The organism is Paracoccus sp. MC1862 (genome assembly GCF_016617715.1).
Classification (GTDB): domain Bacteria; phylum Pseudomonadota; class Alphaproteobacteria; order Rhodobacterales; family Rhodobacteraceae; genus Paracoccus.
On sequence record NZ_CP067225.1, the window covers coordinates 1,687,380 to 1,709,007 of the forward strand.

Genomic DNA, 21,628 nt, shown 5'->3' on the forward strand with positions numbered 1-21,628 from the left:
GCTTGTGCCGCTGTCGCCACAGGTCGATGGTGCCTGCCGACAATCACGGACAAGCGGATCATGGCGACGACATCACCCCCGCGTCGGCCGGGCGGCATCCCGCGAGGGCTGGCCGATACCGGGCCGGTGCTGTTCTCCTACGGGTTCCGGCCGTTCTTCCTGGGAGCCGGGCTGTGGGCCGTTGCGGCGATGGCGCTGTGGATCGCGGCCTTGGCCGGGGTTGCGGAACCGGGCGGAACCTACGGGGCCGCGAACTGGCACATGCACGAGATGCTCTTCGGCTTCGCCTCGGCGGTGCTGGCGGGATACCTGATGACGGCAGTGCCGAACTGGACAGGGCGGATGCCGGTTTCGGGTCCGCCGCTGATGGCGCTCGCGGCGCTGTGGCTGGCGGGAAGGCTGATGCTGACCTTTCCGCTGGATGCGCCGTGGCTCGCGGTTGCGGTCGAGGCGCTGTTCCTGCCGGTCATGGCGGCCGTCTTCCTGAGAGAGATCATCGCAGGTCGCAAATGGCGTGACCTCAAGATCGTCGGGCTGGTGGCGCTGATCGCCCTTGCCAACATCGGCTTTCACGCGGCGGTGCTTGGCGGCGGCGATCCGAGACTTGCCGCAAGGGCAGCGGTGGCGGGCTTCATCGCCCTGATCCTGATCGTCGGCGGGCGGATCACGCCGAGCTTCACCCGCAACTGGCTTGCCCGGATGAAGCGGGCGGCACGGCCCGCGCCCGCCGACCGCTTCGATACGGTGACGGTTGCGGTTTCGCTGGCGGCATTGGTCCTGTGGGTTGGCTGGCCTGAAAACCAGGTCCTCATGCTGGCAGCCCTTGCTGGCGCCGCGCTGAACCTTATGCGGCTTCTCCGCTGGAGGGGCTGGCACGTCACCGAGCCGATGGTTCTGGCGCTGCACGGCGGCTACCTGATGGTCGCCCTAGGCTTTGCCGCCATCAGCGCAGCCGCAGCGGGCTGGATGAGCCATGCCGCAGCCCTGCATGTCTTCGCCATCGGCGCCATCGGGGGCGAGATGCTGGCTGTGATGACCCGCGCCAGCCGCAGCCACACCGGCGCGGAGACCGACGCCGACCTGACTGCCACCCTCAGCTTCATCGCCATCATGCTGGCGGCCGTGGCGCGGGCGGCGGCGGATTTTGCAGCCTACGATGCCCTTGTCATACTGTCGGGCCTGTCATGGATCGCGGCTTTCGGGCTGTTCACCCTCGGCCATGCCCGCCTGCTGGCGGCCACCCGCCGCAGCCGCTAACGCGGCATCCGCCGGTATTCGAAGGCAGGCGCCGGGGCGCTCGTCTCGGCCTCGATCAGCGCGTCGAGTGCCGCGCGATGGGGCGAGCGGCGGCACACAGGGTCCGTCGCCCGCGCGTCGCCGGCAATCGCCATCGCCTGACAGCGGCAGCCGCCGAAGTCGATGTCGCGGCGCTCGCAGGTCTGGCAGAGGTCCGGCATCCAGTCGGTGCCGCGGAAGGCGTTGAAGGCGGGGCCGTCGTTCCAGATCTCGGCCAGCGGAGTCGTCAGGACGTTCTGGAAGGTCAGCCCCAGAATGATCTCGGCCGCGTGGCAGGGCAGCACCTTGCCCTCGGGCGTGACGTTCAGCCCGGTCGAGCCCCAGCCGTTCATGCAGGCCTTTGGGAAATCCGCGAAGTAATCCGGTGGCACGAAGTCGATGGCGAGCCTGCCCGCATAATCCACCCTCGCCTGCGCGACCACGCGCTTGGCCTCGTCCACCTGTTCCCGCGTGGGCTGCAGGGCCGAGCGGTTCTTCAGCGCCCAGCCCTGGAACTGGACGCAGGCGATCTCGATCCGCCGGGCGCCAAGATCATGCGCCAGCGCGATGGTCTGCGGCAGGTCGCCAAGGTTATGACGATGCATCACTGCGTTGATCGTCAGCGGAAAGCCGATCCGGGCGATTTCCGCCGCGACCATCATCTTGCGGTCAAAGCCGCCCTTGTAGCCGCCGACCGTGTCGGCGATTCCGGCGTTCACCCCCTGAACGGACAACTGCACATGGTCCAGCCCGGCGGCGTCGAGTTCGTCCAGTCGCCTGCCCGTCAGCCCGATCCCCGAGGTGATGAGGTTCGTGTAAAGCCCCGCCTCGCGCGCCGCCGCGACGATCTGGACGAGGTCGGGACGCGAGGCCGGTTCCCCGCCCGAGATATGAAGTTGCAGGACGCCCATGTCGGCCGCCTGCCGGAAGACCCCGGCCCATTGTTCCGTCGTCAGTTCCCGTTCCCGCGCGGTCAGTTCCAGCGGGTTCGAGCAATAGGGGCAGGACAGCGGGCAGCGATGGGTCAGTTCCGCCAGCATGGCCAGCGGCGGATCGGGGCGCGGCCGGACCTGCCGGACGGGAACGGGTGTGGGATGCACTACGGTCATGTCGCCTCCACCAGCCGGCGCGCGGCCATGTCGTCGAGGAACTCGATCACGTCGGCCTCGATCATCTCGACCGGCGCGGCATAGCGTTCCGCAAGGGCTGCGCTGATTGTGGCGATGTCGCGCGTCCCGTCAACCTCGGCCAGCACCGCCTGCCCCACCTGATCGAGCATCAGCGCGGTTTCAGGGCCCAGCAGGACGGGCATGTCGCGCACGCGGTCATGGTGCAACCGCACTCCCCGGGGCAGGAAAGGACGGTCGGCGGGTGTCATCCGGCGTCCTCCAGCAGCCCCTCACCGGGCTGCCAGCCGCCCGGCGGGATGCGGCCGGGCGCGACATAGGCCGAATGCAGCGCGTCGAGTTGCGCCCACAGCACATCCGTCTTGAAGGTCAGGGCGGCGGCGGCCATCTCCTGCTGCTCTTCAGTGCGGGCATGGTCCAGCACCCAAGCAAGCCCGAAGGCCACGTCCTTGGGCGCCTCGGTCAGCCGGTGCTGGAAGTAGCTGATCGTCTGCGGATTGGCGAAATCGTAATGCGCGAGCAGCCCACTGATGCGCTGTTCGTGGATCGCGGGCGCGAACAATTCCGTCAGAGACGAGGCCACCGCCGCCAGCAGCGGCTGTTCGCGGACATAGCGGACATAGGCATCCACGGCAAAGCGCGTCGCGGGCAGCACGCCGCGGGTCGAAGCCACGTAATCGGGGTCAAGCCCCACGCCTTCGGCCAGCCGCAGCCAGCGCCAGATGCCGCCCGGCTGTTCGGCGGTGCCGTCGTGATCCTCGATCCGCGAGCGCCAGGCGCGGCGCAGGTCATGGTCCTCGACGCGGCTCATGAAGGCTGCGTCCTTCATCGGGATGCGCGACTGATAGTAATAGCGGTTGATGACCCAGGCCCGGACCTGATCGATGGTGCAGCCGCCTGAATGCAGCAGCGTGTGGAAGGGGTGCTTGTCGTGATACCGCTCGGCCCCGATGCGGCGCAGGCGGGATTCAAAGGCGGAACGGTTGGGCGTGACATCGTTCATAGCGTGATCTCCATCCCGTCATGGGCGAGTTCCCAGCCGGCCTTCCCGATCTCGGCCCGTTCAGCCGATCCGGGCTGCAGCACGGGGTTGGTGTTGTTGATATGGACGAAGATGCGGCGGGTGCCGGTCAGGCCCGCCAGCCGGGCGATGCTGCCGCCCTCGCCCGACATCGGCAGATGGCCCATGCGGGCGCCGGTCTTGGCGCCGGTGCCGGTGCGCGACATCTCGTCATTCGCCCAGACGGTGCCGTCGAACAGCAGCAGGTCCGCGCCCTGCAGGCGCGCCAGAAGCTCGTCCGTCACCTGCGCGCAGCCGGGGATGTAGAAGAGGCGTCGGCCTACGGCCTCAAGCATGAGGCCGACGGTCTGCTCGCCCATCAGCGCGGTGTCAGGCTCGCCTTCCTCAAGATACAGCGCCACCTTGCCGGGCACGGCGAAGGCGGTGACGGTCAGGCCGCAGAGGGGGGCAAAGGGCTTTTCAAGCTCGATGGTCGAGCGGTCCACATGGTCCGGGTTCAGCACCCGGAAGATCGGCTGGTCGAGAATCTGCAGCGTCTCGGAGGTCGCATGGACGGTGAAGGGCGTGCTTTCCCGCAGATTCAGCAGGCCCGCGACGTGATCCACGTCGCCATTGGTCAGCACCACTGCCTTCACCGGACTGCCGCGCAAATCCGGGGGATGCAGGCCGCAGGCGTCAAGCTGCGCCCGGATGTCCGGCGAGGCGTTCAGGACCACGCTCTGCCCACCCGAGGACAGTGCGACCGAGGATTGCGTCATCGCCGCGATGCGTCCGGTTCGCGCGTCGTTGCAGTTCGTGCAGCCACAATTCCATTGGGGCAGCCCCCCTCCGGCGGCTGCCCCAAGTATTCTCAGCTTCATCCCTTGGCGGGCGTCAGAGAACGTCGCGGGCGTCGCGGTCGTCCTCGGCCGGACCGTACATGTTGATTTCCATCCCGCACTTCACTTCGCGCGCCTTGGGCTTTGACCAGATCATACGTCATCTCCTCGGTAGGTGGCATATGAGTCAAAACGTGGGCGCGCGAAGGGCCTGTGTCAACCGGGGCGAAGAATGATCAGCCTTAGGTCGCAGGAACGTCAGGCTGCGTGAGCGGCGGGGAAAGACCCTGGAAGCCGCTGCCGCATAAGGGTTATGCATGGGCAGGAGCCATCGGGAATGGAAAAACCGGAACTTGCGGCACAGGTCCGAAAGGCATCCATCCCGACCGCACGCGGATAGCCGGCCTCTGCCATGGAAAGGGCCGGCTCCGAGGAACCGGCCCTGTCAGCCATGAGGAAAGCTCAGGCGCCCTTGAGGGTCTTGGCGACCTCGGCGGCGAAGTCTTCCTCTTTCTTCTCGATGCCCTCGCCCACGGCGACGCGGGCGTAAGCCGACACTTCGACGCCCGCGTCCTTGGCGGCCTGTTCGACCGTGACCTCGGGGTTGATGACGAAGGACTGGCCCAGCAGGGTGTTTTCCGCCACGAACTTCTTCATCCGGCCTGGGATGATGTTGTTCTGGATCACTGCTTCGGGCTTCGGCTTGGCCGAAGCGGCATTTTCTTCCATCGCCTTGGCGGTCTGGACTTCAAGCTCGCGCGCCAGCAGCGTCTGGTCCATGGTCGATTCGGACAGCGACAGCGGATTGGTCGCGGCGATGTGCATGGCGATCTGCTTGCCGATCTCCTGCGCCTTGGCGGCATCGCCCTTCAACGCGACCAGAACGCCGATCTTGCCCATGTTCGGGGCAGCGGCATTGTGGACGTAAGAGACGACGTTCTCGCCCGAAACCGTGACCATGCGGCGCAGGGTCAGGTTCTCACCGATACGCGAGATGGCCTCGGTCACGACCTCGCCGACGGGCGTGCCGTTCAGTTGTGCCGCCGCCAGTGCTTCGGTCGAATCCACGGTCAGGCCGGTCTGCGCGATGTCGCGGACCATCGACTGGAACGCTTCGTTCTTGGCGACGAAGTCGGTTTCCGAGTTCACCTCGACCGCCACGCCCTTGCCGCCTTCGACGGCGACGGCGACCAGCCCTTCGGCAGCGATGCGGCCGGATTTCTTGGCGGCCTTTGCCAAGCCCTTGGTGCGCAACCAGTCAACCGCGGCTTCCATGTCGCCCGAGGTTTCCTGAAGCGCCTTCTTGGCGTCCATCATACCCGCGCCGGTCGTCTCGCGCAGCTCTTTCACCATCGCGGCCGAGATAGCCATGTGGGTGTCTCCCTTGATCTTGGAACAGGTCAGGCGGGGCATATCCCCGCCTGATGAAAGTCTGGTGATGACGGGCCGATCAGGCGTCGGCGGTCTGCTCGGCCGCGGGCTCTTCCGCCTCGATGCCGTCGAACTCCTCGACCGGGGCGTCGGTCAGCGCGCCGAGATCGACGCCGGCAGCGCCCATCTGCGCGGTCATCCCGTCCAGCGCCGCGCGGGCAACCAGGTCGCAATACAGCGCGATGGCTCGGGCCGCGTCGTCGTTGCCGGGGATCACGTGTTCGATGCCCTTGGGCGAGCAGTTGGTGTCCACGATGGCCACAACCGGGATGCCCAGCTTGTTGGCTTCCTGAACGGCCAGGTCTTCCTTGTTCACGTCGATCACGAACAGCAGGTCCGGCAGGCCGCCCATGTCGCGGATGCCGCCCAGGCTTGCCTGCAGCTTGGCCTGCTCACGCTCCATCCCCAAGCGTTCCTTCTTGGTCAGCCCTTCGGCACCGGCGGCCATCGCCTCGTCCAGCTGCTTGAGGCGCTGGATCGACTGGGAAACCGTCTTCCAGTTGGTCAGCGTGCCGCCCAGCCAGCGGTGGTTCATGTAGAACTGCGCCGATTTCTCGGCCGCATCCGCCACCGAGCGCTGCGCCTGCCGCTTGGTGCCGACGAACAGCACCCGGCCGCCCTTGGCCACGGTGTCGCGGATCACCTGCAGAGCGCGGTCCAGCATCGGGACGGTCTGCGTCAGGTCGAGGATGTGGATGCCGTTGCGGTCGCCGTAGATGTATTCGGCCATCCGCGGGTTCCAGCGCTGGGTCTGGTGACCGTAGTGAACGCCAGCTTCCAAGAGCTGACGCATGGAGTATTCGGGAAGCGCCATATCGTTTCCTTTCCGGTTTGCGCCTGGGACGAGGGATCAGGGGTTTCCCCCAACCGGTGGACCTTGGCGGATGTCTCCCGCCCAAGGCCCGCCCTCGCCTGTGAAGTGCGCGCCAGATAGGCGCAAAGCGGCCCGATTGCAAGCCTTGATGGCCCTGCCCTTCATCGGGGCTTGCGAGGCGGCGGGCCTTGCACTAAACGGACCCGACTGCACCCGTAGCTCAGCTGGATAGAGTGCTGCCCTCCGAAGGCAGAGGTCACAGGTTCGAATCCTGTCGGGTGCGCCACCATTCCCTGTTTGCCCTGCCCTGCGGAACCCGCGCCTGTCCGGCGCCGTTGGCGTTTCCGAAAGCAGGTCTCTCGTAAGCAAGGGAATATCGGACATGAACTCCATCATCTATCTGGTCGGCCTGGTCGTCGTCGTCCTGTTCATCCTCTCGTTGCTCGGGCTGCGCTGATGGACCGGGAAGAGCAGCGCATCCGCGCCGCCGGTGCGCCCGCGGTCGCGTCCGACAGGTCTTATGTCGATTGGGGCGCGATCCTGGCAGGCGCCGTTGTCGCGGCCGCCCTTTCGGTTGTCTTCGCCGCATTCGGCGCAGGAGTAGGTCTGGGCTCGATCTCGGCCCGGGCCGGTGAGGGGCTGGGCTTCGGCTCGGTCATCCTGACCGGACTGTTCGTTGTCGTGACAATGGTGCTGTCCTACATGGCCGGCGGCTATATCGCCGGGCGGATGCGCCGCCGCGTGGATGGTGCGTCGCCCGAGGAATCGGCGGCGCGCGACGGCATCCACGGGCTGGCCGTCTGGGGCATCGGCACCATCTTCGGGGCGATCATGCTGGCCAGCGCCATCGGCAGCGCGCTGAACGCGGCCGGTTCCGCTGCGGCCACTGCGGTCGAGGCGACCGGCTCGGCTGTCGGCGGCATTGCGCAGGGCGTCGGCGCCGTCGCGGGTGGGGCGGTGCAAGGCGCGGGCCAACTGGTCGGCGGCGCGGCGCAGGCGCTGGGCGGCGCTGCGGCCGGCACAGGGGCAACGGCGGCTGCCAGCGGTGACGGCGAGATCCTGCCGGGACTGCCGAACCCCATCGACTATGTCACCGACAACCTGCTGCGCAGCGAGGCGGCGGCGCCCGACCAGTTCTCGAACGAGGCGATCCGCAGCGAGGTCGGCAACATCATGGCCAATGTTGTCCGCACGGGCGAAATCACGGATCAGGATCGCGCCTATCTGGAAAGCGCCATCGCCGCGCGCACGACGCTGAGCCAGCCCGAGGTCAGCGCCCGAATCGATCAGGCGGTGGGGTCTGTCCAGCAGTTACGGGCCGATGCCCAGCAGGCGGTCGATCAGGCGCAGGCCGAAGCGCAGCGGCTGCGCGACGAGGCGGCGGCACAGGCCGAGCAGTTGCGCCAGCAGGCCGTCGAGGCGGCCGAGACCGCACGTCGCGCGGGCGTGCTGTCGGCCTTCGCGCTGGCGGCCTCGGCCCTGATCGCGGCGGCCGCGGCCTTCATCGGCGCGCAGAAGGGCGGCAAGGCGCGGGACGAAGGCCGCATCTGGGGCGGGCTGACCCACCGGCCCCTGCGGCCCCGCTGAGACCGGCAACAGCACCGGAACGGGCCGCCATTGCGCGGCCCGTCCATATTTTTGCGGGTGGCGCTTGAGGGCTGCGTGGGTTAGTCCGCGCCCGAAATCGCATCAAGGCCCCCGACATGGACATCCGCAACATCGCCATCATCGCCCACGTCGACCACGGCAAGACGACGCTGGTGGACCAGCTTCTGAAACAGTCGGGCAGCTTCCGCGAGAACCAGGCCGTCGCCGAACGGGCGATGGATTCCAACGACATCGAACGCGAACGCGGCATCACCATCCTTGCCAAGGCGACCTCGGTCGAATGGAAGGGCACCCGCATCAACATCGTGGACACCCCCGGCCACGCCGATTTCGGCGGCGAGGTGGAACGCATCCTGTCGATGGTGGACGGCGTCTGCCTGCTGGTGGACGCGGCCGAGGGGCCGATGCCCCAGACCAAGTTCGTGACCTCGAAGGCGCTGGCGCTGGGGCTGCGTCCCATTGTCGTGCTGAACAAGGTGGACAAGCCCGCGGCCGAGCCCGACCAGACCCTGAACGAAGTCTTCGACCTGTTCGCCAACCTTGGGGCGTCCGACGAGCAACTGGACTTCCCGCATGTCTATGCCTCGGGCGTGAACGGTTGGGCCGACGACAGCATGGACGGGCCGAAGAAGGACATGGGTGCCCTTTTCGACCTGATCCTGCGCCATGTCCCTGCCCCTTCGCAGCTTGCCCGCAAGGACGAGCCGTTCCAGATGCTGGCGGTGACGCTGGGCGCGGACCCCTTCCTCGGGCGCCTGCTGACCGGCCGGGTCGAAGCGGGCACCGCCCGCGCGGGCGACACGCTGAAGGCGCTGTCGCGCGACGGCGAACGGATCGAGCAGTTCCGCGTGTCCAAGATCCTCGCCTTCCGCGGCTTGACCCAGACCGCCATTAGCGAAGCCGTGGCCGGCGACATCGTGACCCTCGCCGGGATGTCCAAGGCCACCGTCGCCGACACGCTGGCCGCGCCCGAGGTGGAAACGCCGCTGCAGGCCAAGCCCATCGACCCGCCCACGATCAGCGTGACCTTTGGCATCAACGACTCGCCCCTTGCCGGCCGGGACGGCAACAAGGTCCAGTCCCGCGTCATTCGCGAGCGGCTGATGCGCGAGGGCGAGACCAACGTCGCCATCCGCGTCGAGGACACGCCGGGCGGCGAGGCCTTCGTCGTCTCGGGCCGGGGCGAGTTGCAGATGGGCGTCCTGATCGAGAACATGCGCCGCGAAGGCTTCGAGCTGTCGATCAGCCGCCCCCGCGTGATCTTCCGCGACGAAAACGGCGAGCGGCTGGAGCCGGTCGAGGAAGTCATCATCGACGTGGACGACGACTACACCGGCGTCGTGATCGAGAAGCTGACCGGCGACCGCAAGGGCGATCTGGTGGAAATGCGCCCGGCGGGCCACGGCAAGACCCGGATCGTGGCCCATGTGCCCTCCCGCGGGCTGATCGGCTATCAAGGCGAGTTCATGACCGATACGCGCGGCAACGGCGTGCTGAACCGCATCTTCCACGACTGGGCGCCTTACAAGGGTCCGATCCAGGGGCGGCGGCAGGGCGTGCTGATCTCGATGGAGGACGGCGTGTCTGTGGCTTACGCGCTGTGGAACCTCGAGGAACGCGGCCGCCTGTTCATCGGGGCGCAGGAACAAGTCTATCAAGGCATGATCATCGGCGAACATTCCCGCGACAACGATCTCGAGGTGAACCCGCTGAAGGGCAAGAAGCTGACCAACGTCCGCGCCTCGGGCACGGACGAGGCGGTGCGGCTGACACCCCCCGTGCGGATGAGCCTCGAAGAAGCGATCGCCTATGTCGACGACGACGAACTGGTCGAGGTCACACCCAAGATCGTGCGGCTGCGAAAGCGCCACTTGGACCCACATGAACGCAAACGTCAGGCGCGTACCGAAAGCTGATTGTCATCGGAACAGTTCACGTCCAAGTTGACGCATACTGATCTGTGTCACTTGCGGGGAAAGCTCCGGTGAAACCCGGCGAATCGGCCATGGACGTCCTTCTGCGGGCTGCCTGCGAGCGGCTGGTGACGGCCGATCCGCCCTGCTGCGAGCCTGACAGCCTGGCGTCGGAAGCCGGCATCGACCCCGCGGTGGCCCGCAGCCTGCTTCCCTCGACCGAAGCCGTCCTGCAGAATATCGCGGAAAGCGCGCTGCGCCGGCAGCTTGACCACCTGACCCGGCGGCTGAGCGGCCTGTCGGACCAGACGCCCGCGCATCAATTGGTGGAACTGGGCCGCGCCTACATCGAATGGGCGATCGAGAACCGCAACGATTTCCAGGTGCTGAACTCACGGATGATCCGCGGCACATTGGACAAGGAAGAGGTCAACCGTTACCACAACGCGCTGCAGCACCTGACCCTCTCGATGCTGACGCGCGCCCGCGATCAGGGCCAGTTGCGCCCGGACATGGACCCGATGCTGCTGTCGCTTGTGTCGCGCGCATTCAGCTATGGGCTCGCCCGGCTTTACGTGGACCGGCAGCTTGCGCTGTGGGAAGTGGGCGACCCCGACGAGGATGAATACACCAAGGCCACGGCCGCCCTGGAAGGCTTCGCCGACCTGCTGCTGACCAACTGGCGGAGGGATCAGCCCGCAGCTTCCAAGGCATAGCGGCCGGGGCTTGCCGAGAACACGAACGCTTGGCTGCCGTTCAGGAAGACGTGGCGGCTCGTTTCATCTTCAGACTGCTCCCGGCCGGTGAGGTTGCAGCCGTTCTCGGCAAGAAGCCCGGCGATGGCGGCGGCAGGTTCAGGCGGCGGTCAGAACGAAGCCGCAGCCCTCGCCCGGCTCAGATCTGCTTCTCGGGCATCTGCACGACAAGCCCGTCCAGTTCCGGCGTGACCTTGATCTGGCAGGTCAGGCGCGAGCGGTCTGGGTCGGGCTGCCAGGCGAAATCGAGCATGTCGGCCTCCATCGGATCGCGGGGCGGCAGGCGGTCCACCCATTCGGGGGCGACATAGACGTGGCAGGTGGAACAGGCGCAGGCACCGCCGCAATCGGCCTCGATGCCCGGAATGCCGTTGTCGCGGGCGCCTTCCATCACGGTCATGCCGGGACGCACCTCGACCTCGTGCCGGGTGCCGTTCCATTCGATATAGGTGATCCTGGCCATCAGCGGGGTCCTTTGTCTGCAGCCATGGGGATAAGCGATGACCGCGCGGATGAAAAGACGCGAGCTTGCGCCCTCGTCACGGCCGCATGGGTATTTGACCCAGAAAGAAGCCTCTTAACCTGATCTCAGGATTTCTGCCGCATCTTCCGAATCGCGGTACAGGCTGGGGAGCCGATGACCGCCCAGAGAGAAGTCGCCCCGGCCATCGTGGTGAGACATCCCGTTCCCGTCAGACCGGCGGGGGTGGCCGGGGCGCAACCCCGTGGCTTCTTTCTGGGTCAAATACCCATGCGAGGTTTCGACCGGGCGCAGGTCATGCCCGTTTGAGCGCGATCACTGCGTTCAGCCCGCCGAAAGCGAAGGCATTCGACAGAACCGCGCCCACCTTCTCCTCGCGGGCGACATTTGGGACGACATTCAGCGCGCATTCGGGGTCCGGTTCCTCATAGCCGATGGTGGGGGCGATGATGCCCTCGCGCAAGGCCATGACGCAGGCCAGAAGCTCGATCGCGCCGGTGCCGCCGATGACATGGCCGTGCATGGCCTTGGTGGAAGAGATCATCAGCTTGTCGGCATGGTGGCCGAAGGCATGGGCCACCGCGGCGCATTCGGTCTTGTCATTGGCCGCCGTGCCGGTGCCATGGGCATTGATGTAGCCGATATCTTCGGCGTTCAGGCCCGCGTCCCGCATCGCGCCCAGGATGGCGCGTTCCGCCCCTTGCGCGGATGGCATCACGATGTCCTGCGCGTCCGCCGACATGGCGAAGCCCACGACCTCGGCCAGGATGTCGGCGCCGCGGGCGGCCGCGTGGTCCCAGTCCTCGAAGACGAAGACGCCCGCGCCCTCGCCCTGCACCATGCCGTTGCGGTTGGCCGAAAACGGGCGGCAGGCATCGCGGGACATCACGCGCAGCCCCTCCCAGGCCTTGATGCCGCCAAAGCACAGCATCGCCTCGGACCCGCCCGACAGCATCACCCGCGCCGCGCCCGAGCGGACCATCTGGAAGGCAAGGCCCATCGCGTGGTTCGAGCTTGCGCAGGCCGTCGCCACCGTGAAGGCCGGGCCGCGCAGGCTGAATTCCATGCTGACATGGCTGGCGGCCGCGTTGTTCATCAGCTTCGGCACCACGAAGGGATGGACGCGGTTCTTTCCCTCCTCATAGACGGCGCGGTAATTTTTGTCCCAAGTGTTCAGCCCGCCGCCCGCGGTGCCCAGAACCACGCCGGAACAGAGGCCGAGTTCCCCCTGGAAGTTCAGCCTGGACTGGGCCACCGCCTCTTTCGCGGCCAGCAGCGTGAACTGGGTGAATCTGTCGTAAAGCGAGATCTGCTGGCGGTTGAAACAGGCCTCGGGGTTCCAGCCACGGACCTGGGCGCCGATGCGGACGGAAAGCCGCTCGACATCCTGGAAGTCCAGTGCACCGATGCCGCAGCGGCCTTCGCGCATGGCCTCCAGCGTCTCGGGCACGTTGCGGCCCAGCGCATTGATCGTGCCCATGCCGGTGATTGCCACCCGGCGCGGACCCTGGGGCGCCGCCATGGTTGGCGCACTCATTCCTTTTCGGCCACCAGCCTCTCGACGGCGGCGATGATCGAGCCCAGCGACGAGACGTCGAAGTCCGACTGGTCGGGTTCGTTGGCATTGAAGGGGATGACGATGTCGAAGGCTTCCTCGATGGCGAAGATCGACTCGACCAGGCCGAGGCTGTCGATGCCGAGGTCCACCGGCGTCGCCTGAAGGGTGATCTGTTCGGGGTCGAGCATCGTCTGCTCGGCGATGATGGCGACGATGCGGTCGTGAATGCTTTGGGTCATGGGCGCTTTCTTCAATCCTTCTGCATCAGCCGTGTGACGGTCTTCTGCAGTTCGGCGAATTGCGCGGCCATCCGCGGCAACCGGCGCATGGCCTTGTTGATCTCGATCTGGGTTTCCATCTTCACCGCCGGCGATCCGAGGATCACCCGCCCGGCCGGGACATTGGTGAAGATGTTGCTGGCGCCGCCCGCGATCACGTCGTCGCCGACGAAGATGTTGTCGTTCACCGCCGCCTTTCCCGCCAGCACGACCCGGTCGCCGATCCGGGCAGAACCGGCGACCCCCGCCATTCCGCAAAGCAGGCAGTCGCGGCCGATGCGGACGTTGTGGCCGATCTGCACGAGGCTGTCGATCTTGGTGCCCGAGCCGATCGAGGTCGCCCGGATCGTGCCCCGGTCGATGGTCGAGTTCGCGCCGATTTCCACGTCATTGCCCAGGGTTACGCCGCCCAGCGAATGAATCCGCACCCAATGCTGCTCGCGCAACTCGCCGCGGTGGCCGAGAGTGTGCCGGATTTCCTCGACGCCCGAAACTTCGGGGGTGACGAAGGAAAAGCCGTCCCCGCCGATCACGGCGCCGGGCTGAACGATCAGCCGCGCGCCTGCGGTCACGCCATGGGCGATGCGGACGCCCGCGTGCAGCAGGGCGTCATCGCCCAGCACCGCATCCGCGCCGATGGTCACATGGGCGTCGATCCGCGCCCGCGCGCCCAGCCGCACGCCGGGGCCGATGACGACGAAGGGACCGATGGCCGCGCCCTCGCCGATCTCGGCCGAGGGGTCGATCACGGCGCTCGGGTGGATGCCGGGCGCGATCCGGGGGCCGCGGTCCAGCGCCTGGGTCAGCCCCGCCATCGCCAGCCGGGGGCGCGCCACGATCACCGCGCCGGCGAGGCCCATCGCCTCGGGGTCCATGCCTTCCGAGATCAGCGCCGCCGCGCCCCGCGCCAGCGCAGAGGCATATTGCGGCGCCATCGCCGTCGCGATCACCGCGCTGCCGTCCGCAGCCGGCCCGGCCTGAGCAGGCTCGGCCGCGCCGGTGATCCGCAGCGCGCCGTCGCCCCAAAACCGTGCGCCAAGGGCCTCGGCCAGTTCCGCCAAGGTTATGGTCATCGGACGTCCTCCTTGCGCAACAGTCCTATTCGGCAAGCGCCGCCGTTTCCACCCCGGCAGGCGCCCGCGCCTTCAGCGCGGCCCAGACCGCCGCGTCACGGCCGTAGACATCCGGGAAATGGCGGACCGCGCCATCCTCGTCCGCGATGGTGGTGAAATAGACGATATGCACCGGCAGCGGCAGGGTCTTGAGGAACCGCTCGTTCCCCGATTGCCGGGCGCGGGCATAGGTCGCGGCGGGATCATCGGCCGCGCCGTCCAGCAGCACATGCGCCAGTTCCACCGGCTTCTGCACCCGGATGCAGCCGTTGGAGAAGGCGCGGGTGCGTTCCCCGAACAGCCCTTTCGAGGGCGTGTCGTGCAGGTAGATGTTCATCGGGTTCGGGAAGATGAACTTGACCTCGCCCAGCGCATTGTCGTCGCTGGGCTTCTGCCGCAGCCGATAGGGGAAGGTCTTTGCCGTGAAGCGGGAAAAGTCGATGCCGTCGCGGGCGACCACCCTGCCCCGGCTGTCCACCACGTCCAGATGCGCGACCGCATGGCGGTTCTGCTGCAGGCGCGGCAGGTAGTCGCGGATCGCCATGGAGCGCGGGACGTTCCAGCTCGGGTTCACGACGACGTTCTGCAGGATGTCCGAGAACTCGGGCGTGCGCCAGTCGTCCTTGTCCTTGCCGATCACCGCGCGGCTTTCATAGATGGTATGGCCCCCCTCCATCACGCGGACGTTGAATTCGGGCAGGTTCACCCAGATCATGCGGGCGTCCAGGTCATGGCCGTTCAGCCAGCGCATCCGTTCAAGCGCCACCAGCAGGTCGCGCGGGGCACCGCCGCCGTTCATGCGATCGACCGTGCGGGGACCGGCGATGCCGTCGGGCTGCAGGCCGACGCGGGTCTGATAGGCGGCGACCTGCGCGACAAGGCCGCTGTCGAAAAGCTCGGGGTCAGGACTGTCCGCCGCAAAGCCCAGGGCGGCGAGACGGGTCCGCAGCCGGCTGATCGCCGCGTCGCGCATCCCTTCCCGCCAGAGGCCCGGCGGAACGCGCGGCACATCCGCGCCGACCACGGGTCCCATCTGCGCGGCAAGCGCCGCCTGCAGAGCCCGGTATTGCGCGCCTTGCGGCGGCACCCCGGCCAGCATCGCGGCAGGGTCCGGCGCGGCGACGAAGCGGGCGAGAAGTTCTTGGGTGGGGACGCGGATCACCTCGCGCCGGTTCTCGGGATCGACACGGCGAGGGTCGAGGACGCCGCCGCCCACATCATGGGTCCAGTCCGCGAAGACCTGCGCGAATGCGATCTCGGCCACCGGGTCGGTGCGGTTTTCAAGCGCAAGCAGCCGGTCGGCACCATAGGTGTCGGGCAGGCCATGGGCGGCGGCCTGCCCCACGGCCGCGACCAGCGCGGCGCGGCGCGGCGCGGCATCGGCAGAGGTGAACATCGGGGCGAGCCCGGTCGAGCCGTACCATGCCGCCAGTTCCGGCTGGCGCGCGACCCCGCGAGCCAAGTCCCATTCTGCCGGCGTGAACTCCAGCCGTGGCGATGGAGCAACCTGCGCGTGTGCTGCCACGGGCAGCAGGGCGGGAAGAAGAATCGCCCGGACAATCCGCGCGAGACAGGACATGGATGGCAGCAACCGATTCAATCCTCGCATGAAACGCACCTTATCCTACCGGGCGGGACTGCCCGGATTGAACCGCAATAGCGCGGCATTTCTGCCGATCCCGTTGCACCGACGCGACACCCAGCCCTGTGTTTCCCTGGTTCAGTTTGGGTCATAGGCGATTTTTCGCCTATACTGGCGCGGAATCGCCGTCACAAGGAACTCACAGTTCCGCAACCGGCGGCACGGTGACATATTCTCAACCAATCCGGGAGAAACCCGGACATGCCAAACGATGGCACGCACAACGCAGGACAGGCGGATCTGAACATGAGTTTCGAATTCTCGCGTCGCGGCCTTCTCGGCGTGTTCGCAGCGACGACGGTCGCTGCGGCCCCGGTGATGGCCAATGCCTTTGGGGTCGTCCGTGGCGCCGGCGATTACCGACGGGTGCGGATGTATTCGGGCCGGACGGGCGAAAGCATCGACGCCGTGTATTGGGCGGATGGCAGGTATATCCGCGACGCCCTGAATGAAATCAACATCTTCATGCGCGACTGGCGCACGGGGCAGGTGATCGGGATCGACCCGCGCATGGTGGACATCGCAGCCGCCAGCGCCCGGCTGATGCAGACCAACGAACCCTACATGATGCTGTCGGGCTACCGCTCGCCCAAGACCAACGCGATGCTGCGCTCGCGCGGCGGCGGGGTGGCCCGGAACTCGCTGCACATGACCGGCAAGGCCGCCGACCTGCGGCTCAAGTCGCGCTCGGTCAACCAGATGTACAAGGCGGCGGCGGCGTGCCGGGCAGGCGGCGTCGGCAAGTATTCCAGCTCGAACTTCGTGCACATGGATTGCGGCCCGCTGCGCACCTGGGGCGGCTGAGCCATTCCCCTACGGCCCGCTGAAAGCCCGCATCCCTGCGGGCTTTTGCTTTTCCGAGGGACGGTGGCGCTTTCTTGCGCATCGCCTAGGCTTGCCCCTGCGATTCGCAATTTCATTCCAAGGACCATCCATGACCCGCGTGATTCCCGTCCTTCTGTCCGGTGGCTCGGGAACGCGGCTGTGGCCGGTGTCGCGCAAGTCCTTCCCCAAGCAATTCGCCCCGCTGATCGGGGCACGGTCGCTGTTCCAGGCCTCGGCGCAACGTCTCTCCGGTCCCCGCTATGCCGACCCGCTGGTGCTGACCAACGCCGACTTCCGCTTCATCGTGACCGAGCAACTGGCCGAGGTGGCAATCACCCCTGCCGACATCCTGATCGAGCCTGCGGGGCGCAACACCGCACCGGCGATCCTTGCAGCGGCCCTGCATCTGGGGGCGAACGATCCTGATGCGCTGATGCTGGTCGCGCCCTCGGACCATGTCGTTCCCGACGCCGAAGCTTTCGGCCGTGCCGTCGATCAGGGGGTGCCGCTGGCACGGGATGGACGAATCGTGACCTTTGGAATCGCGCCAACCCGGCCCGAAACCGGCTACGGCTATCTCGAACTCGACGGCGACAGCGGAGACAGCCCCGCCCCCCTGCGCCGCTTCGTCGAAAAGCCGGATGCCGAAACCGCCCGCGCGATGCTGGCCGAGGGCCGGTTCCTCTGGAACGCGGGCATCTTCCTGTTCACCGCTCGCAGCATGATCGCGGCCTTCCGCGCCCATGCGCCCGAGTTCCTGCAGCCCGTCGAGGCGGCGCTGGCAGGGGCGAAGAAGGACCTCGGCTTCCTGCGGCTTGCACCCGAGCCGTGGGAGACGCTGCCGGATCTCTCCATCGACTATGCGGTGATGGAGAAGGCCGGCAACCTTTCGGTCGTGCGCTTTGCGGAACACTGGTCCGACCTTGGCGGCTGGGACGCGATCTGGCGCGAGGCGCAGGCGGACGCCCCCGCGTGGCGGGGCGTCATCGCCGACGCCCGCTCGACCGCGATCGACTGCGACAACGTCCTGCTGCGTTCCGACGACGAGGCCATGCAGGTCGTCGGCATCGGCCTGAAGGACATGATGGTGGTCGCCACCGGCGACGCCGTGCTGGTGGCCGGCATGGACCGCGCGCAGGACGTGCGCCAGGCCGTCACCGCGCTGAAGTCCAAGGGCGCGCGGCAGGCGGAAAGCTTCCTGCGCGATCACCGACCCTGGGGCTGGTTCGAGACGCTGGTGATGGGCGAGCGCTTCCAGGTCAAGCGCATCGTCGTCCACCCCGGCGCCGCGCTGTCGCTGCAAAGCCATGTCCATCGGTCCGAACACTGGATCGTCGTCAGCGGCACGGCCAAGGTCACGGTGGACGACAAGGTGTCGCTGGTGACGGAAAACCAGTCGATCTACGTCCCTCTGGGCGCCGTTCACCGGATGGAGAACCCCGGCAAGGTGCCCATGGTCCTGATCGAGGTCCAGACCGGCGTCTATCTGGGCGAGGACGACATCATCCGCTACGACGACGTTTACGCGCGGATCTGAGCGGACGGGCCTAGATGTTCAGCTGCTGGCCCAGTTCCACCACCCGGTTCGTCGGCAGCCGGTAGAAGTTCGTGGGCTCGGAGGCCGAGCGATACATTCCCGCATAAAGCCGCGAGGCCCATACCGGCATCATCCGCCCCTTGCCGACCTTCAGCGAGCGGCGGTTGAGGAAATAGGACGTGCTCATCACTTCGAACCGGTGGCCCTGCGCCCGGCCCAGCGCCAGCGCGCGGGGAACGTTCGGCTGCTCCATGTAGCCGAAGCGCAGCCGCAGCCGCCAGAATCGGGGCGTCACCGCCTCGATGCGGAAGCGATCCGCGTCAGGCACGGTGGGGGTGGTCGCGGTCTCGACCTTCACGATGTAGTTGCGTTCATGCAGGACGCGGTTGTGCTTGAGGTTGTGCATCAAGGCGGGCGGCGCGAAGGAGGGGTCCGCGGTCAGGAACACCGCCGTGCCGGGCACGATGGTGGGCGGGCTGGCTTCCAGCTTGGCGGCGAGGAAATCCAGCGCGATGGCCTCGGCCGACAGCCGGTGCTGGATGATCTGCGTCCCGCGCATCCAGACGCCCATGAAGGTGATGACCACGGCGGCGAACAGCAGCGGGATATAGCCCCCGTCGGGCACCTTCAGCAGGTTCGCGTAAAGGAAGACCAGCTCGATCCCCAGGATCGGCAGCATGATCGCCAGCACCACCGGCCAGCGCCAGCCCCAGGCATAGCGGAAGACGACGATCGCCAGGACCGAGGTGATGACCATGTCCCCCGTCACCGCGATGCCATAGGCGCTGGCCAGCCGCGACGATGATCCGAAGGCCAGCACCAGCGCGCAGACCCCGACCATCAGGATCGTGTTGACGCGCGGCAGGTAGATCTGTCCCGCCTGCCGGTCCGAGGTGTGCTGGATTTCCAGCCGCGGCACCAGCCCAAGCTGCACCGCCTGCTGCGCGACCGAGAAGGCGCCCGAGATCACCGCCTGGCTGGCGATCACCGTGGCCGCGGTCGCCAGCAGCACCAAGGGCAGCAGGAACCAGTTTGGCGCCATCAGGAAGAAGGGGTTCGCCGCCCGTTCCGGGTGCGACAGCACCATCGCGCCCTGCCCGGCATAGGCCAGCGTCAGCGCCGGCAGCACGATCCACAGCCACGAGATCCTGACCGGACGGCGCCCGAAATGCCCCATGTCCGCGTAAAGCGCCTCGGCCCCCGTCACCGCCAGGAAGACCGAACCCATGACCGGCAGCGCCCCGTATCCGTTGTCGGCGATGAAGCCAGCCGCGCGCAGCGGGTTCAGCGCCTGCAGGATTCGCGCGTCGTCCAGGATGTGCGAGGCGCCCAGCACGCCCATCACCCCGAACCACAGCAACATCACCGGGCCGAACAGCCGCGCCACTGCCTCGGTCCCGGACCGCTGCACCCAGAACAGCGCGATCACGATCACCAGCGTGACCGGCACCACCCAATCCGAGGCATGGGGGACGACCAGCTCCATCCCCTCGATCGCGGCCATCACCGACATGGCAGGCGTGATCATCGCATCGCCGAAGAACAGCGAGACGCCGACGATGCCGGTCAGATACAGCCACCAGGCCCGCCGCCCGCCCAGCGCGCCCTGCGCCTTGGCGACCAGCGACAGGGTGCCGCCCTCGCCGTTGTTGTCGGCGCGCAGGATAAGGGTGACGTATTTCAGCGTCACGATCAGCATCACCGTCCAGAACAGCATCGACACGATGCCGATCACCGCCGTTTCCGCCATGCCATGTTCATGCGCGTGGACCAGCGACTCGCGCAGGGCGTAAAGCGGCGAGGTGCCGATGTCGCCGAAAACGACGCCAAGGCAGGCCAGCACCAGCCCCGCGCCAAGCGCATCGGACGGGGGGTGAGTGTCGGAAGGTTCGGGGTCGCGCAGGTCGGCGGCGGCAGGCTCGGACATCGAATCGCCCTCATGAGCAGCGGCGCGATATTTGGTGCGGGCCGAATGGATTGGCAAGCCCGCGCTTGACTGCACCCTGCCCCGTGCTAGCGTCCTGCGACCCCCATCCGAACGAGCATGCCCATGGCCTTGGACCGCAAACCCGCCCCGAACGACCTCAACGCCTTCTGGATGCCCTTCACGGCGAACCGCCAGTTCAAGCAGGCGCCCCGGATGCTGGTGGCCGCCAAGGACATGCACTACACCGCCGCCGACGGGCGGCAGGTGCTGGACGGCACGGCGGGCCTGTGGTGCTGCAACGCAGGCCATACGCGGCCCCGGATCACCCAGGCGATCAGCGACATGGCCGGGACGCTGGACTATGCGCCGGCCTTCCAGATGGGCCACCCGACGGCCTTCGAACTGGCCAACCGCCTTGTGGACATCGCCCCCGAGGGGATGGAGCATGTCTTCTACACCAACTCGGGTTCCGAGGCGGTGGACACGGCGCTGAAGATCGCGCTGGCCTATCACCGCGCGCGGGGCGAGGGCAGCCGGACCCGCCTGATCGGGCGCGAGCGCGGCTATCACGGCGTGGGCTTCGGCGGGATTTCCGTGGGCGGGATCGTGAACAACCGCCGCGTCTTCGGCTCGCTTCTGGCGGGGGTGGACCACCTGCCGCACACGCATCTGCCGGAAAACCGCATGACGCGGGGGCAGCCCGAACATGGCGCGCATCTGGCGGACGAACTGGAACGCATCGTCGCCCTGCACGGCGCCGACACCATTGCGGCGGTGATCGTGGAACCGATGGCGGGGTCCACCGGCGTCCTGCTGCCGCCTAGGGGCTACCTGGAACGCCTGCGCGAAATCACCCGAAAGCACGGCATCCTGCTGATCTTCGACGAGGTCATCACCGGCTTCGGCCGCCTGGGTTCCCCCTTCGCGGCGCAGCATTTCGGGGTGGTGCCGGACATGATCACCTGCGCCAAGGGGCTGACGAACGGCGTGATCCCGATGGGGGCGGTGCTGACCTCGGGGTCGATCCACGACGCCTTCATGCAGGGGCCGGAGCATGTGATCGAACTGTTTCACGGCTACACCTATTCCGGCAACCCCATCGCCTCGGCGGCAGCCATTGCGACGCTGGAAACCTATGCGGAAGACGGGCTGCTGACGCGGGCCGCGTCACTGGAGGCGTATTGGGAGCAGGCGCTGCACGGGCTGGCCGACCACCCCCATGTCGTGGACATCCGCAACATGGGCCTGATCGGCGCCGTCGAGCTTGCGCCCGTCGAGGGCCAGCCCGGCAAGCGCGCCTTCGACGCCTTCCTGCGCGCCTTCGAGGCCGGCATCCTGATCCGTGTGACCGGCGACATCATCGCCCTGTCCCCGCCGCTGATCATCACCGAGGCGGAGATCGACGAGCTGATCGGCACGCTGGGCGAGGTGCTGCGGGCCGGTGCCTGAGGCGCCCCGGCGGCCATGGCCCTCAACCCGCCAAGCTGCGGGAACGGCAGGACGACC

20 protein-coding genes and 1 tRNA gene are annotated in these 21,628 nt (G+C 67.3%); 8 read left to right on the forward strand and 13 right to left on the reverse strand.

The window, feature by feature from the left end; translation table 11 throughout:
- Positions 1–60 precede the first annotated feature (60 nt).
- The gene (locus JGR78_RS08405; RefSeq protein WP_182804235.1) at positions 61–1,257 is read left to right on the forward strand and encodes an NnrS family protein; all 1,197 of its coding nucleotides are present in this window, start codon (positions 61–63) and stop codon (positions 1,255–1,257) included.
- Here the strand turns inward: JGR78_RS08405 and pqqE are convergent.
- The 7 genes from pqqE to rpsB form a co-directional block, all read right to left on the reverse strand.
- Positions 1,254–2,384 (reverse strand): pyrroloquinoline quinone biosynthesis protein PqqE, encoded by a 1,131-nt coding sequence (gene pqqE / locus JGR78_RS08410; protein WP_182804233.1) that lies wholly within the window; start codon positions 2,382–2,384, stop codon positions 1,254–1,256. The two genes, JGR78_RS08405 and pqqE, sit on opposite strands and share 4 nt — an antisense overlap.
- Positions 2,381–2,653, reverse strand: coding sequence for a pyrroloquinoline quinone biosynthesis peptide chaperone PqqD (pqqD, locus tag JGR78_RS08415; RefSeq protein ID WP_182791856.1), 273 nt, complete (start codon positions 2,651–2,653; stop codon positions 2,381–2,383). The genes pqqE and pqqD overlap by 4 nt, the downstream gene beginning before the upstream one ends.
- Positions 2,650–3,405: a pyrroloquinoline-quinone synthase PqqC gene (pqqC, locus tag JGR78_RS08420; protein ID WP_182791855.1), complete on the reverse strand. Its 756-nt coding sequence runs from the start codon at positions 3,403–3,405 to the stop codon at positions 2,650–2,652. The genes pqqD and pqqC overlap by 4 nt, the downstream gene beginning before the upstream one ends.
- Positions 3,402–4,283 carry a pyrroloquinoline quinone biosynthesis protein PqqB gene (gene pqqB / locus JGR78_RS08425; RefSeq protein ID WP_182791854.1) on the reverse strand — a complete coding sequence of 294 codons (882 nt, stop codon included), beginning with the start codon at positions 4,281–4,283 and terminating at the stop codon, positions 3,402–3,404. Before pqqB ends, pqqC begins: the two co-directional genes overlap by 4 nt.
- A 13-nt stretch (positions 4,284–4,296) precedes the next feature.
- Positions 4,297–4,398 (reverse strand): pyrroloquinoline quinone precursor peptide PqqA, encoded by a 102-nt coding sequence (gene pqqA, locus JGR78_RS08430; RefSeq protein WP_182791853.1) that lies wholly within the window; start codon positions 4,396–4,398, stop codon positions 4,297–4,299.
- Between the two features lie 305 nt (positions 4,399–4,703).
- A complete protein-coding gene (gene tsf, locus JGR78_RS08435; protein ID WP_182791983.1) occupies positions 4,704–5,612 on the reverse strand; it encodes a translation elongation factor Ts in 909 nt (302 codons plus the stop codon).
- Between the two features lie 79 nt (positions 5,613–5,691).
- Positions 5,692–6,486 (reverse strand): 30S ribosomal protein S2, encoded by a 795-nt coding sequence (gene rpsB / locus JGR78_RS08440; protein WP_182791852.1) that lies wholly within the window; start codon positions 6,484–6,486, stop codon positions 5,692–5,694.
- A gap of 209 nt (positions 6,487–6,695) precedes the next feature.
- On the opposite strand from rpsB, the gene JGR78_RS08445 reads away from it, so the two are divergent.
- The 4 genes from JGR78_RS08445 to JGR78_RS08460 all read left to right on the forward strand — a co-directional run bounded on the left by JGR78_RS08445 (position 6,696) and on the right by JGR78_RS08460 (position 10,723).
- Positions 6,696–6,772 (forward strand) — tRNA-Arg (locus JGR78_RS08445).
- 170 nt (positions 6,773–6,942) lie between these two features.
- Positions 6,943–8,073: a hypothetical protein gene (locus JGR78_RS08450; RefSeq protein ID WP_182791851.1), complete on the forward strand. Its 1,131-nt coding sequence runs from the start codon at positions 6,943–6,945 to the stop codon at positions 8,071–8,073.
- A gap of 116 nt (positions 8,074–8,189) precedes the next feature.
- Complete coding sequence (gene typA / locus JGR78_RS08455; protein WP_182791850.1) at positions 8,190–10,010, forward strand: translational GTPase TypA; 1,821 nt, start codon at positions 8,190–8,192, stop codon at positions 10,008–10,010.
- A gap of 68 nt (positions 10,011–10,078) precedes the next feature.
- Positions 10,079–10,723 carry a TetR-like C-terminal domain-containing protein gene (locus tag JGR78_RS08460; RefSeq protein WP_182791849.1) on the forward strand — a complete coding sequence of 215 codons (645 nt, stop codon included), beginning with the start codon at positions 10,079–10,081 and terminating at the stop codon, positions 10,721–10,723.
- 178 nt (positions 10,724–10,901) lie between these two features.
- On the opposite strand, the gene JGR78_RS08465 is transcribed toward JGR78_RS08460, so the two are convergent.
- The 5 genes from JGR78_RS08465 to JGR78_RS08485 form a co-directional block, all read right to left on the reverse strand.
- Positions 10,902–11,225, reverse strand: a complete 324-nt coding sequence (locus JGR78_RS08465; RefSeq protein WP_182791848.1) for a 2Fe-2S iron-sulfur cluster-binding protein — start codon at positions 11,223–11,225, stop codon at positions 10,902–10,904.
- A 313-nt stretch (positions 11,226–11,538) separates the two neighbouring features.
- Complete coding sequence (locus JGR78_RS08470) at positions 11,539–12,765, reverse strand: beta-ketoacyl synthase (protein ID WP_182791847.1); 1,227 nt, start codon at positions 12,763–12,765, stop codon at positions 11,539–11,541.
- Positions 12,766–12,776: 11 nt separating this feature from the next.
- A complete protein-coding gene (locus tag JGR78_RS08475) occupies positions 12,777–13,040 on the reverse strand; it encodes an acyl carrier protein (protein ID WP_182791846.1) in 264 nt (87 codons plus the stop codon).
- Between the two features lie 11 nt (positions 13,041–13,051).
- Entirely contained in the window at positions 13,052–14,152 is a 1,101-nt protein-coding gene (gene lpxD, locus JGR78_RS08480) for a UDP-3-O-(3-hydroxymyristoyl)glucosamine N-acyltransferase (RefSeq protein ID WP_182804229.1), read from the reverse strand.
- A gap of 25 nt (positions 14,153–14,177) precedes the next feature.
- Positions 14,178–15,653: a murein L,D-transpeptidase gene (locus JGR78_RS08485; RefSeq protein ID WP_234450683.1), complete on the reverse strand. Its 1,476-nt coding sequence runs from the start codon at positions 15,651–15,653 to the stop codon at positions 14,178–14,180.
- A 426-nt stretch (positions 15,654–16,079) separates the two neighbouring features.
- Between JGR78_RS08485 and JGR78_RS08490 the strand changes: the two genes are divergently transcribed.
- Positions 16,080–16,637, forward strand: coding sequence for a DUF882 domain-containing protein (locus JGR78_RS08490; protein ID WP_182791844.1), 558 nt, complete (start codon positions 16,080–16,082; stop codon positions 16,635–16,637).
- 130 nt (positions 16,638–16,767) lie between these two features.
- Positions 16,768–18,195, forward strand: coding sequence for a mannose-1-phosphate guanylyltransferase/mannose-6-phosphate isomerase (locus JGR78_RS08495; protein ID WP_182804225.1), 1,428 nt, complete (start codon positions 16,768–16,770; stop codon positions 18,193–18,195).
- A 10-nt stretch (positions 18,196–18,205) separates the two neighbouring features.
- On the opposite strand, the gene JGR78_RS08500 is transcribed toward JGR78_RS08495, so the two are convergent.
- Complete coding sequence (locus tag JGR78_RS08500; RefSeq protein WP_182791842.1) at positions 18,206–20,122, reverse strand: potassium transporter Kup; 1,917 nt, start codon at positions 20,120–20,122, stop codon at positions 18,206–18,208.
- 123 nt (positions 20,123–20,245) lie between these two features.
- On the opposite strand from JGR78_RS08500, the gene JGR78_RS08505 reads away from it, so the two are divergent.
- On the forward strand, positions 20,246–21,571 hold the full coding sequence (locus JGR78_RS08505) for an aspartate aminotransferase family protein (protein ID WP_182804223.1): 1,326 nt from the start codon (positions 20,246–20,248) through the stop codon (positions 21,569–21,571).
- The last annotated feature ends 57 nt before the right edge of the window (positions 21,572–21,628 follow it).

Bases quoted from the DNA above. Each gene is read 5' to 3' on its own strand.
- JGR78_RS08505 (WP_182804223.1), top strand. From the start codon at position 20,246: ATGGCCTTGGACCGCAAACCCGCCCCGAACGACCTCAACGCCTTCTGG.
- JGR78_RS08490 (WP_182791844.1), top strand. From the start codon at position 16,080: ATGAGTTTCGAATTCTCGCGTCGCGGCCTTCTCGGCGTGTTCGCAGCG.
- JGR78_RS08500 (WP_182791842.1), bottom strand. From the start codon at position 20,122: ATGTCCGAGCCTGCCGCCGCCGACCTGCGCGACCCCGAACCTTCCGAC.
- pqqD (WP_182791856.1), bottom strand. From the start codon at position 2,653: ATGACACCCGCCGACCGTCCTTTCCTGCCCCGGGGAGTGCGGTTGCAC.
- pqqB (WP_182791854.1), bottom strand. From the start codon at position 4,283: ATGAAGCTGAGAATACTTGGGGCAGCCGCCGGAGGGGGGCTGCCCCAA.
- pqqC (WP_182791855.1), bottom strand. From the start codon at position 3,405: ATGAACGATGTCACGCCCAACCGTTCCGCCTTTGAATCCCGCCTGCGC.
- JGR78_RS08465 (WP_182791848.1), bottom strand. From the start codon at position 11,225: ATGGCCAGGATCACCTATATCGAATGGAACGGCACCCGGCACGAGGTC.
- lpxD (WP_182804229.1), bottom strand. From the start codon at position 14,152: ATGACCATAACCTTGGCGGAACTGGCCGAGGCCCTTGGCGCACGGTTT.
- JGR78_RS08470 (WP_182791847.1), bottom strand. From the start codon at position 12,765: ATGGCGGCGCCCCAGGGTCCGCGCCGGGTGGCAATCACCGGCATGGGC.
- pqqA (WP_182791853.1), bottom strand. From the start codon at position 4,398: ATGATCTGGTCAAAGCCCAAGGCGCGCGAAGTGAAGTGCGGGATGGAA.
- pqqE (WP_182804233.1), bottom strand. From the start codon at position 2,384: ATGACCGTAGTGCATCCCACACCCGTTCCCGTCCGGCAGGTCCGGCCG.
- JGR78_RS08495 (WP_182804225.1), top strand. From the start codon at position 16,768: ATGACCCGCGTGATTCCCGTCCTTCTGTCCGGTGGCTCGGGAACGCGG.
- typA (WP_182791850.1), top strand. From the start codon at position 8,190: ATGGACATCCGCAACATCGCCATCATCGCCCACGTCGACCACGGCAAG.
- JGR78_RS08405 (WP_182804235.1), top strand. From the start codon at position 61: ATGGCGACGACATCACCCCCGCGTCGGCCGGGCGGCATCCCGCGAGGG.
- rpsB (WP_182791852.1), bottom strand. From the start codon at position 6,486: ATGGCGCTTCCCGAATACTCCATGCGTCAGCTCTTGGAAGCTGGCGTT.
- JGR78_RS08450 (WP_182791851.1), top strand. From the start codon at position 6,943: ATGGACCGGGAAGAGCAGCGCATCCGCGCCGCCGGTGCGCCCGCGGTC.
- tsf (WP_182791983.1), bottom strand. From the start codon at position 5,612: ATGGCTATCTCGGCCGCGATGGTGAAAGAGCTGCGCGAGACGACCGGC.
- JGR78_RS08475 (WP_182791846.1), bottom strand. From the start codon at position 13,040: ATGACCCAAAGCATTCACGACCGCATCGTCGCCATCATCGCCGAGCAG.